This window comes from Bacillus sp. JJ1521 (assembly GCF_036965165.1).
In the GTDB taxonomy this organism is placed as follows: domain Bacteria; phylum Bacillota; class Bacilli; order Bacillales; family Bacillaceae_L; genus Ferdinandcohnia.
Genome location: NZ_JBALOX010000084.1, coordinates 1 through 11,752, shown reverse-complemented (window position 1 = coordinate 11,752; position 11,752 = coordinate 1). Strand labels below are relative to the sequence as shown.

Here is an 11,752-nt window from a genome sequence, read left to right as displayed (position 1 = left end):
GTCGACGCGGTCCTTTTCCCCCTCCTTTTTGAACTTATATTTAAATGCTTTTTCTTTCGAATTCATTACTATTATATGCACGCATTTATTGAACCTATTATGAGATGGCGTCTTTAACTTTAAAATAATACTTCATTAGCCCAACTACTTTCCCATGCTGGCTATAAAACGGAATGGGGCGCAAATCATTTTTTTCAAAAGGATTTTTGCCATTGTTTTCAGAGAGGATATTTTCTGCTAGAAGCTTGCCCATTAATGTCGACATTGCGGCACCGTGACCCGCATAGCCAAAAGCAAAGTGAGTCCCATCCTCGAGCTGACCAATGTACGGGAGCATTTCTCTCGTAAACCCAACCTTCCCGCTCCAACAAAATTCAGCCTTATACTTACTTAACTCCGGAAAAACCGAGTCCATTCCTTCTTTTAATTTTTGGTAAAGTGGGGCCGTATCACCGCTTAATGACCTGCCAGACCCTCCAAATGCCATTCGATTGTCAGGGGTTCTTCTGAAGTAGTAAAGCATGTGCTTTGTATCATAGACTGCTCTAGCTTTTGGAATTAATTTGGAAACGAGCTCCTCCGGCAATTGTTCAGTAGCAATCATAATACTTTCAACTGGGATAATGCTTCGTGAAATGGTTTTATGCAGGTTTCCTGAATAGGCATTTGTAACGATCACTAAATGCTCTGCAGTTACCCTTCCTTCTGGGGTTTCAATGATGACCTTACGATTTGGAGCTTTTATGATTTGAAGTGCCTCAGAATTTTCATAGATGGTGCCTCCGTATTTTTCTACCGTCTCTGCCAACCCAAGCACATAGTTAAAAGGATGATAGGTTGCACTATTTTCATCGATACAACCACCATGATAAAAATCAGTCTTTATTTCAGCTTGTAAATCTTTCTTTTCAATAACCTGAACCTTATAGTTAAAATCCCTTTCTAGCACCTCCTGTTCTTCCCTTAACCAGTCGATATGTGTGGGCTTATAGGCTGCATAGAGATGACCGGAACGATTAAAGGAACAGGCTATTTCATTTTCCTTACTTATCCGTTCAATTAAATCAATCGAATCCAAAGACATTTGGAGCATTTGCCTCGCCGAATCCAAGCCTTTTTTCTTTGCAAGTGAACTCATGGAGTCTATGAAACCTGTTAAAACTTGACCGCCATTTCGACCGCTCGCACCGCACCCAAGATAGCCTTTTTCAAGTACAATTGTTTTGATGTTTTTCTTTTGCAAATGATAAGCCGTCGACAGCCCCGTAAAACCTCCTCCAATAATGACCACATCACACTCTTGGTTACCAGATAAGGATGAACGTTGTTTTCTCTCATTTGACGTTGCTTCCCACATTGAAACTTGTTTCAAAATGTCCACTCTCCTACATGTTTCCGTTTGTTTCCAAAAAAGAATAATGCAAGTATCATACCAAGTTAGAAATTTACAGTTGAATTTTGTATAGATAGATTGATGTGGATAGGCATTATGCACATATGAATAAGTTATTCATATGTGCATAACTCCCCATTGGGTTTTCTTGTTATTTTTTTATTTCGGATATTTTAAGGGTTGGAATGAATCTTGCATAATAAAAAGGTAATCGCTTTACATGCAGGAGGGGTCGAAATTGAATAAAGAAGAGTTATCAACAGGTCAACCGGTCGAATTGCACACAAAACGACCGAGAAAGAGGAGGACAAAGAGTTTAGGTCCCATCTGGATGTTATCCCCGGTAACATTCTGGATGATCGCATTTTTATTTATACCGATTGTTTTAATTCTTGTTGTCAGTTTCATGACAAGAGGTACGTATGGTGGGATTGAATACGTGTTTACCTTGGAGAATTACGCCCGTTTCTTTGATTCTTTATATTTGGACATCTTGCTCATGTCGATCTTGCTGGCAACAGCAACCACCGTGATTTGCTTAATTTTTGGTTATCCTTTTGCGTATTTGATTGCCCGTTCTCCATCTAAGTATCGAACATTCCTATTGTTTCTTGTTATTATTCCTTTTTGGACGAACTCGCTGATTCGTACATATGCATGGATTATTTTGCTACGTACCGAAGGGGTCATCAACCATCTCCTAATGAGTATCGGTTTTATTTCAGAACCACTTGCGTTGCTTTACAATAGCGGAGCCATTTTAATCGGACTTGTGTACACGTTATTTCCATTTATGGTACTCCCTTTGTACGCTTCGATTGAGAAGCTTGATAAATCATACTTAGAGGCTGCCAGTGATTTAGGGGCAAAAGGCTGGCAAACCTTTATGAAAATTACACTTCCTTTAACAATGCCAGGGATTGTTGCAGGCTCGTTACTAGTTTTCATTCCAACCTTAGGGCTCTTTTTCATTCCAGACCTTATGGGTGGAGCAAAAACGATGATGNNAAATCTGATCAAAAATCAATTCCTCACGGCAAGGGATTGGCCATTTGGCGCAGCATCATCCGTCATTTTAGTTATTTTAACAATGATTTTAATCTTTGTTTATCTACGGATTTCAAAAGGAAATAAAGATGATTTGGGGGTGATGTAAGGTGAGTTCAAAGTTTACAAAATGGTCATCGATCATTTATGGGTCTCTTATTTATTCCTTTTTGTATTTACCCATTCTTATTTTGATTTTGTTTTCCTTTAATAAATCAAAGCTCAACGCTGTTTGGACGGGATTTACATTTGAGTGGTATGCAAAGCTTTGGTCTAATACGCAAGTTCTTGAGGCAGCCAAAATTACAATTATAGTAGCGATTGTCTCAACGATTGCCTCTACCATTTTAGGAACCCTTGTATCTGTAGGGATGTACAAATATCATTTCAAAGGAAAATCAGCATTAGATGGAATGCTTTATATTCCCCTTGTCATGTCGGAGATTGTGATGGGGATTTCATTACTAGCATTCTTTTCAATGGTAAAAATGCCATTAGGAATCTGGACACTCATTATTTCTCATATTACATTTTGTATTCCATATGTTGTCGTCGTGGTAAGAGCCCGTTTGAAAGGGTTTGATCGTTCTGTGGAAGAGGCAGCCATGGATTTAGGGGCAAGTGAATGGCAAACCTTTCGACTTATTACTTTGCCGATTATAGGTCCCGCGATTGTAGCTAGTGCACTGCTTTCATTTACAATTTCTTTGGATGATGTAATTGTGAGCTTTTTCGTCGCAGGTCCTGGAAGTACAACACTGCCATTACAAATATTCTCAATGGTTCGGTACGGGGTAACACCTGAAATTAACGCATTATCTACATTAATGCTTGTCGTAACCCTTGGTATCGTTATTGTCGGAGAACGATTGCTAATGAGGAAAAATGGATAGGAATTGAAAAGAGCTTGGATAATATCCAAGCTCTTTTTGTTATTCAGACTGTCTTGAAAACGCTCGCCAGACAAGGCACGCAGCCGAAGGAAGACGCGAATAGAAGTTGCCTTCATGAGCGGGCGAGTGAGGCAAGCAACGAAGTATGCGAGCGTTTGTCAACAGTCTGAACTATTCTTTCATCACAACCCCATGGTCGACTCCCCAAGTTAAATAGATATCTTTATTTATGTAGTCATGTGTTTGGGAGCCAGCTGCTTGTTCATTCACAACAACTTCCTTCCCATTTTCGAGTAAAACGACCATTTTTGAAACTGATCCGACATAAATAAGCTCCTTAAACCTTCCCTTTAATTTTACAGAATTCGTTTTCGGGGATTGGTCCCCAACAATTTTTATACGCTCTGGACGAATCGTCACAAATACTTTTTCCCCAACCCTTAGGCCTTCGTTCTTTACTTCAATTTCCTTACCACCAAAATCTAAATAAGCATAGCTGTTATCCAACCTTGATATTTCGCCTTCAAATAAATTCGTTTCTCCGATAAAATCTGCTACAAACTTAGTTTGTGGTTTTTCATATATATCAGTCGGTGAACCTAGCTGTTCAATGAATCCATTATTCATAACTGCGATCCTGTCCGACATCGTGAGAGCCTCTTCCTGATCATGCGTAACATAAATAAAGGTGATTTTAAGCTGTTGTTGAAGATGTTTTAATTCAACCTGCATTTGTTTTCGTAGTTTGAGGTCTAATGCTCCCAGTGGCTCATCTAATAAAATTACTTTTGGATTATTAATTAACGCTCGGGCAATCGCAATCCGTTGCTTTTGACCACCGCTAAGCTGCGCCGGGGTTCTCGTCTCATAGCCCTGTAATCGAACAAGCTCTAACATTTTCGTTACCTTTTCTTTGATTACACGCTTATCTTCACCCCTCATTTTAAGGCCGAATGCCACGTTATCAAAAATATTCATATGCGGAAATAATGCGTAGCTTTGAAAGACGGTATTTACATTTCGTTGATTTGCAGGAATTCCTTCTACTTGTTTACCATCTAATAAAATGCTTCCAGAGGTTGGTTGTTCAAACCCGGCAATCATCCTCAGTGTTGTTGTTTTTCCACATCCACTTGGTCCTAGTAATGTTAGAAACTCCCCCTCTTTTACATTTAATGAAACATCTTGGACAACCTTCGTTTCCCCGAATTGTTTGTTGATATTTCGTAGCTCGACCATGTTAGCTGACATTACATTATCCTCCCCCTCGTTGGTATCTTTGTAAGTATTAGTTGCAAAAAACATGCCAAAATGGCGGACCCGTTTATACGAATCCACCATTTACACTCTAGTTACCAGCTTTTAATTCACTATAAATCCGGTCGTACAGTTGTGTTGCTTCCCCAATATCAAGCGCTTGTTGAACATTTGTAACTTGCCCGAGATCTGGATATACGACTTTATTATTTTTTAAATCCTCCGGAAGTAGTTTGTATGCTTCAGAGTTAGGATTTCCGTACGGATAAGTTGTTGAAATGATTTTACTGATTTCAGGGCGAAGTAAGAAATCAATAAATTTTTCCGCATTTGCAAGATGTGGTGCACCTTTTGGAATGACGAAATTATCATGGAAAACCATGAGGCCTTCTTCTGGAATAATCGGAACAATGGCTGGATTTTCTTTTTGGGCATTAAATACCTCGGCTGTCCAAGCCATTCCTGCTGCGACATCTCCTGATATCATCATCGTTTTAGGCTCTGTATTAAATGCCCTTATATTTGGACGAAGCTCTAAAAGCTTTTCTTTCGCTTCTGCTAATTCTTTTTCGTCCGTTGTATTCATGGAATAACCAAGCATTTGTAAGGCTAACCCGATTACACCCCGTTGGTCATCAGGTAAGACAATTTTATCCTTAAGCTCAGGTCTAAATAGATCCTTATAGCCCTTTATCTCAAAATCAACGAGGTCTGTATTCTGAAATAAAACACCTGAACCCCATAGATATGGAATAAAATAGTCCCCCTCTTTATCAAATTCTGCTGACGTAAATTTAGAATCTAAGTTTTTAACATTTGGGATATTTTCTTTATTCATTTTTTGAATTAAATCTTGTTTTAATAGGATATCAACGAAAAATGTCGTGGCTACGGCAATATCGTATTGTGTATTTCCTGCTTGTAATTTTGCCATCATTTCCTCATTGCTTGAATACGCATCGTAATTAACCTTTATTCCCGTCTCTTCTTCAAATTGATCAATCACTTCCTGTGGTAAATATTCCGCCCAGTTAAATAAATTTAATACTTTTTCATCCTTTTTCTTTGCTCCTCCAGCTTCACTTCCCCCACACGCGGATAAAAATGTCATCATTATGAAAACAAATGCAATTGCGACTAGTTTCATTTTCTTATCCATTCACATTGCCCCTTCAAGCTTTTTTGTTTGTTCTCTTGTGTAAATGATTTTTCCATCCATAATTGTCATCGCAACCTTCGTATCTAAAATCTCATTCACATCTACTGAAAATAGATTTCTATCCAATATGGCTACATCTGCCTTTTTTCCAACCTCTAAAGTTCCTAGGTCATTCTCGCGGAAATTTCCGTAAGCAGGCGCTTTTGTGTAAAACTGTAGGGCTTCTGCTAGTGTTATTTTTTCTTGTGGATTCCAACCTTCATTTGGTGTTCCGTCTGCATTTCTTCTTGTTACCGCACGGTAGATTTCAATCATCGGGTTCATATCCACAACCGGATAGTCACTGCTAAAAGCAATGGGTGCACCACTTCTTTTCAGCGATCCAATTGGCCATGTATAACGAGAACGTTCCGGCCCAAGTCGATCAAGATATGTATGTCCCTCCATTGATTCAGCACTCATATGCTCAGGCTGTATCGATGCAATGACTTGAAGCTCCTCAAAACGGTTGATATCATCAGGATGAATAACCTCAATATGCTCAATCGTATGTCTAGAATCCCTCTTTCCATTTTGCTTCTGGGCTGCTTCATAGCAATCCAGTCCAAATCGAACTGCCCCATCCCCACATGCGTGCAGTCGAATCCGAAATCCTTCCTTATCGGCTTCTTTTATCCATTTCATATACGTTTCTTCTTCAAACAATATGCCGCCTCTTGTATCAGGTCTGTCTGAATAAGGCTCTATTAAATAACCCGTGTACGTATTTGGAACCCCGTCAATAAATTGTTTCAAGCCGGAAAACTGCAACTTATCGGATTGATATAGTTCACGATAAGATTTTGCCTTCGACAGGTCCCCATCGAGAGCAGATAAAAAGTGGATTCTTGTTGTTAATTTGCCTTTTTTTTCATATGTCGCATAGAAGGATGGAGTACCTAATTCAAAGCCAGGCAGTGGGAGCATATCGCTTACTGATGTAATTCCGTAGAAAGCCGTATTTTTTAAAAAAGCATCCATTAATTTTCGCTGTTTTTCTTCTGAGAATCGATAGGCTTTTTCAGCAACAAGCTTTACAGCAGTTTCATATAAAAATCCAGTAGGTTCACCATACTTATCACGTTCAATTAAACCAAATGGTGGGTCTTCCGTTTCACTCGTGATGTTTAAAAGTTTAAGGGCTTTTGAATTTACCCATGCACTATGTGCCTCCTCATTTAAGAGGAACACCGGTCGGTCGGATATGAGTTGGTCAAGCGAGTGGCGGGTAGGGGTTTGTTTCCCTGGCCACCGTACATGATGCCAACCAAATCCCAATATCCAAGGTTCATTTGGATTCTCTTGTGCATATTGATACATTTTTTGAGCAGCCATTTCTTCTGATGAACATTCTGTAAGTGTGGTGAATTCGCTAAACATACTTCCCAACACAAGATGCAAATGGAAATCATGAAATCCGGGTAAAACAAGCTTATCACCTGAATCAATGACCCTTGTGTGCGGACCCATATAATCACTCACGTTTTCAATCTTGCTCACACTAAGGATTCTATCGTCCTTGATCACAACGGCTCCTTTAATTGGATAAGACTCATTCCCTGTAAAGATCGCATTTCCTTTTATAATAATATCTGCATACAACCCGCAATCCCCCTCAAATAACTAAATCTATCGTGAATTTATTATGCAAATACCGTGCCAAAAATAAAAAAACACCTCCAAACGAAGATGTTCGGAGGTGCTTTCGGTATCATGCTTTTATTTTTTCAAATAGTTCTTCTATATAATGCTGAGCGGTTTGAGCAGCGATGCTTCCGTCGCCTGTTGCTGTTACGATTTGGCGAAGTGACTTTTCACGGATATCGCCTGCTGCAAAGATGCCAGGTACTTTTGTTTCCATTTTTTCATTTGTTTCGATATAACCATTTTCGTTTGTGATGCCTAGAGCTTCAAATGGTTTTGAAAGTGGAAGCATACCAACGTAGACGAATACGCCATCTGCGCCATACTCCATTTCCTCACCCGTTTGTGTATTCACAAGAGTTAGACTACCAACCTTGCCGTCTTTTTCGTTAATTTCTTTAACTGTGTGATTCCAGATGAATTCCACTTTTTCGTTATCGAATGCACGTTGTTGAAGGATTTTTTGTGCACGCAGCTCGTCACGGCGGTGTACGATTGTTACCTTAGTAGCAAAACGTGTTAAGTACACCCCTTCTTCAACCGCAGAGTCTCCGCCACCAATAACAACAAGCTCTCTGTTTTTAAAGAATGCTCCGTCACATACTGCACAATAAGAAACGCCACGGCCACCAAGTTCTTTTTCACCCGGTACACCAATTTTCTTATACTCCGCACCAGTTGAGATAATTACAGCACGAGCTTTATATTCTTTACTACCTGCAACAACAGTTTTATATTCTTCCCCATCGATGACTTCCTTTATATCACCATACGCATACTCTGCACCGAACTTTTTCGCGTGCTCGAACATTTTTGTGGATAACTCAGGTCCTAAAATATGATCAAAGCCTGGATAGTTTTCAACTTCCTCTGTGTTTGCCATTTGACCGCCCGGAATCCCACGCTCAAGCATCAATGTTGATAGGTTTGCACGAGATGTATATACGGCAGCAGTCATACCTGCTGGTCCAGCACCGATAATAATGACATCATAAATTTTTTCTTCCGTCATTTTTTCGTCTCTCCTTATTTCCATGGGTGGAATTTGATATATCGTTTAGTATTTCCTACCCCTATCCTATAAAATTCTGACAAAATCCGCTATTAATATGCTCAGTGTAGGAGTTCTTTAACAAATTTCACATATTTCATGACCGTTGCTTTCGAAATTTTATATTTTTCCGCAACCTGCTTTTGTGTAATAGTCCGTGACTGATGATTACGCCAAATGTATTCCGTTGCAGCAGCCCATGCCTCCCAATTAGACACATTGAACTGACGTTTAACTGCCTCATCGTATATCATCAACCATGTTAAATAAAGCTCTTCATTTGCAGATTCATCGTGTTTATTTTTTGTAAATAAAGTATCTGCAATATTGTAGCCATCAATGATGTAAGACGGAATTTTTCCCGTTTTTTTCTTTTTTGTAAACACATAGTTTGCAAATTCCTGCTCCAGTGTCGCATGAAATTGAATATGTTTTAAATCCTTACGTGCCAGAGATGAATTTGTTTTGCTCGCTAAAAATAAACCATATAAGCGTTCCTCAATAAAATCGCCGGTTAACCAACGATCGAGAACATCACTTATTGGTTTTGTACGGTCAGATTCCCATGGAGCGGAACCCTTTTTACTTGGATTTTCCTCAAGCACTCGTTTCCATGCATTTTTGGCAACATCATGATGTTCCGTAAAATAGGCAGAATAGGACAGCCAGTAATAGAAGGTTTCGTCCCCTTCAAAGCCGCTACGATGTAGATTCCGCAGCCATTTATAAGCAAGATCATGACGTCCGATTAACCCAAAAGTTGCACCGAGCTTATAACGATGCTCAAATAGAATCGGATGAATAAGTGATAATCGCTTCGTCAGCTCTTTTACCTGCTGATTTTTACGCTGATAATACAAAAAGACAAGGGAATTACAGAGTGCATGAAGATTCCCAGGATTTTTACTTAAAACCTCATCAAGAATCTCAGATGCATTTTCCACATCGCCTGAATAAAAATGGGCAAGCGCTAAATTATTATAAGCAGACCAAAATTCCGGGTACTCACGAATGATTTCCTTCAAAAGGGTCAACGCTTCGTCCAATCTTCCTGTTTCAAGGTATTCACGCGCTTGTTCCTGCTTCACGATAAGTTCATCCTGCTGGTTGGTAGGATCATCAAAGTCAACATCTTCGAGGCGCAATAGATCTAGTAAATCCTCGGCATCCTCCGCAAAGTCTCCATCAGGTTCACGATCCAAATACCATTCTGCATGCTTTCCAGCCTCTTGGAACAAACCTAAATGTGCATAATTATTGGCCATAAAATAAAAGCACTCAGGCATATCAAAATTTGGATCATCCACTATTTTAGTAAGATACTGATTTGATAGTACATAGTCACCGATTTCTGTTAGTGCAACCGATAATTGACATAAAAACATCGGCTCTTTCGGTTCAAGCTCAATCGCCCGTTTAAAATGTTTAATCGATTTATATATATCATGCTGGCGATACGCCTTTAATCCTTTTTTAAAATAATATTCTCCCGTCTGGATAAACGGAATTACTTTTGATGCATGCTGTCTTTCTTTTCTGTTTTGTTTTTCCATCAGGGTCCTCCAAAAAAGTCAAATGAACAGGAGGGGTTTGATCCCCTCCCGAATAAAATTATTTCCCAACGTAGTATACCACATTAAACCTGTTACACATAGGGTTGCTTGGCTAAAAGTAAATTCTTTTCAAGAAATATGCATGGTAATTTGTGGGTAATGCGGGTGATGTGAACAACTCTTTACTTTATGTGAATAATCTAGTGCGGTTACTGAATTTGAGGGACATATGCACAAAAACGAAGACTTAATTGTGGATAGTGTGGATATCGTGGATAATTTATTAAATTTCCAGGAAAATAAAGGATTAGATAAAGGGTGCTTATTTGTGGATAAGCACCCTAAGGAAAAAGTTATCTTCTTTTTTGTAAAACAGACAATACGTCATCAAGTGGAAGCTTTTGTTCGCGAAGTAAGACGAGCAAGTGATAAATTAAGTCTGCAGCCTCCCATTTTAACTCTTCGTGGTCACGGTTTTTCGCTGCAATGATTACTTCAGAAGCTTCTTCACCGACTTTTTTCAGGATCTTGTCTACCCCTTTATCAAATAGGTATGTCGTATAGGCTCCCTCTGGCATTTCTGCTTCGCGCTCCGCGATTACTTTTTCAAGTTCGCTGAGGATCGCAAAGCGGTCAGATGCTACTCCTTTTGCTTCCCCAAGTAGAGATTCACTAAAACATGTATAGCCTCCAGTGTGGCATGCAGGTCCTACTGGCCTAACTAAAACAAGAATCGCGTCCTTGTCACAGTCATACTTCATATCTATAATCTTTTGTGTATTACCTGATGTTTCCCCTTTATGCCAAAGTTCCTGACGAGAGCGGCTATAATACCAAGTTTCACGGGTTTCAATAGACTTTCGTAGAGATTCTTCATTCATATAGGCAAGTGTTAAAACCTCTTTGCTTATTGCATCCTGAACAATAGCTGGAGCAAGTCCCTTTTCGTCGAATTTAATGTCTGGTGTGTTCATCGGACATTGACCCCTTTCTCTTTTAAAACATTTTTAACCTCTTTAACGGATGTTTCTTTGTAGTGAAAAATGCTTGCGGCTAAGGCTGCGTCCGCCTTGCCTTCAGTGAAGGCTTCCACAAAATGCTGTGCATTTCCAGCACCACCTGATGCGATGACAGGTACGGAAACAGCTTCACTTACACGTCTTGTTAATTCTAGATTAAAGCCATCCTTACTCCCATCATCGTCCATGCTCGTTAATAACATCTCACCAGCACCGCGGTTGATTGCTTCTTGTGCCCAAGCGACAACCTCCCAATCGGTTGCTTTGCGCCCACCGTGTGTGTATACTCGCCAGCTTACTCAGTTCCTCATCATATTTGGCATCAATTGCAATAACGATGCATTGAGAGCCAAAGAAGTCTGCCCCTTCTTTGATTAGGTCAGGATTTGTAACAGCTGCCGTATTCAAAGAAACCTTGTCCGCACCCGCACGAAGGATTTTTTTCATATCCTCCAAGGAATTAATTCCGCCTCCAACAGTAAATGGAATCGCAAGCTCTGCTGCGACTTTTTCGACAACCTCAACCATTGTTTTACGACCTTCATGAGAGGCTGAAATATCGAGGAAAACGAGTTCATCTGCACCTTCGGAATCGTAGAATTTTGCGAGTTCAACCGGATCACCTGCATCACGAAGCCCGACAAACTGAATTCCTTTTACAACACGGCCGTCCTTTACGTCCAAACATGGAATTATT

9 protein-coding genes and 1 pseudogene are annotated in these 11,752 nt (G+C 39.7%); 2 read left to right on the top strand and 8 right to left on the bottom strand.

The window, feature by feature from the left end; translation table 11 throughout:
- Nucleotides 1-97: 97 nt before the first annotated feature.
- Nucleotides 98-1,381, bottom strand: coding sequence for an NAD(P)/FAD-dependent oxidoreductase (locus V7147_RS13015; protein WP_335368289.1), 1,284 nt, complete (start codon nucleotides 1,379-1,381; stop codon nucleotides 98-100).
- Nucleotides 1,382-1,724: 343 nt separating this feature from the next.
- Between V7147_RS13015 and V7147_RS13010 the strand changes: the two genes are divergently transcribed.
- Together V7147_RS13010 and V7147_RS13005 are read left to right on the top strand one after the other, a co-directional pair.
- Entirely contained in the window at nucleotides 1,725-2,549 is an 825-nt protein-coding gene (locus tag V7147_RS13010; RefSeq protein ID WP_335368290.1) for an ABC transporter permease, read from the top strand.
- 1 nt (nucleotide 2,550) lies between these two features.
- Complete coding sequence (locus V7147_RS13005) at nucleotides 2,551-3,333, top strand: ABC transporter permease (protein WP_335368288.1); 783 nt, start codon at nucleotides 2,551-2,553, stop codon at nucleotides 3,331-3,333.
- A gap of 171 nt (nucleotides 3,334-3,504) precedes the next feature.
- Here V7147_RS13005 and V7147_RS13000 read toward each other — a convergent pair whose 3' ends face one another.
- The 7 genes and pseudogenes from V7147_RS13000 to hisF form a co-directional block, all read right to left on the bottom strand.
- Entirely contained in the window at nucleotides 3,505-4,584 is a 1,080-nt protein-coding gene (locus V7147_RS13000) for an ABC transporter ATP-binding protein (RefSeq protein WP_335368287.1), read from the bottom strand.
- 97 nt (nucleotides 4,585-4,681) lie between these two features.
- Nucleotides 4,682-5,749 (bottom strand): ABC transporter substrate-binding protein, encoded by a 1,068-nt coding sequence (locus tag V7147_RS12995; RefSeq protein ID WP_335368286.1) that lies wholly within the window; start codon nucleotides 5,747-5,749, stop codon nucleotides 4,682-4,684.
- Nucleotides 5,750-7,390 carry an amidohydrolase gene (locus tag V7147_RS12990; RefSeq protein ID WP_335368285.1) on the bottom strand — a complete coding sequence of 547 codons (1,641 nt, stop codon included), beginning with the start codon at nucleotides 7,388-7,390 and terminating at the stop codon, nucleotides 5,750-5,752.
- A gap of 109 nt (nucleotides 7,391-7,499) precedes the next feature.
- Nucleotides 7,500-8,444, bottom strand: a complete 945-nt coding sequence (trxB, locus tag V7147_RS12985) for a thioredoxin-disulfide reductase (RefSeq protein WP_335368284.1) — start codon at nucleotides 8,442-8,444, stop codon at nucleotides 7,500-7,502.
- Nucleotides 8,445-8,545: 101 nt separating this feature from the next.
- The gene (locus V7147_RS12980; RefSeq protein ID WP_335368283.1) at nucleotides 8,546-10,036 is read right to left on the bottom strand and encodes a tetratricopeptide repeat protein; all 1,491 of its coding nucleotides are present in this window, start codon (nucleotides 10,034-10,036) and stop codon (nucleotides 8,546-8,548) included.
- A 353-nt stretch (nucleotides 10,037-10,389) separates the two neighbouring features.
- Complete coding sequence (gene hisIE, locus V7147_RS12975; protein ID WP_335368282.1) at nucleotides 10,390-11,010, bottom strand: bifunctional phosphoribosyl-AMP cyclohydrolase/phosphoribosyl-ATP diphosphatase HisIE; 621 nt, start codon at nucleotides 11,008-11,010, stop codon at nucleotides 10,390-10,392.
- Nucleotides 11,007-11,751: pseudogene (hisF, locus tag V7147_RS12970) on the bottom strand (imidazole glycerol phosphate synthase subunit HisF). The gene hisIE and the pseudogene hisF overlap by 4 nt, the downstream one beginning before the upstream one ends.
- Between the last annotated feature and the right edge of the window lies 1 nt (nucleotide 11,752).

What these genes read in the sequence shown, in the direction of transcription:
- hisIE (WP_335368282.1), bottom strand. Translation starts at nt 11,010, where the DNA reads ATGAACACACCAGACATTAAATTCGACGAAAAGGGACTTGCTCCAGCT.
- V7147_RS12980 (WP_335368283.1), bottom strand. Translation starts at nt 10,036, where the DNA reads ATGGAAAAACAAAACAGAAAAGAAAGACAGCATGCATCAAAAGTAATT.
- V7147_RS12995 (WP_335368286.1), bottom strand. Translation starts at nt 5,749, where the DNA reads ATGGATAAGAAAATGAAACTAGTCGCAATTGCATTTGTTTTCATAATG.
- trxB (WP_335368284.1), bottom strand. Translation starts at nt 8,444, where the DNA reads ATGACGGAAGAAAAAATTTATGATGTCATTATTATCGGTGCTGGACCA.
- V7147_RS13000 (WP_335368287.1), bottom strand. Translation starts at nt 4,584, where the DNA reads ATGTCAGCTAACATGGTCGAGCTACGAAATATCAACAAACAATTCGGG.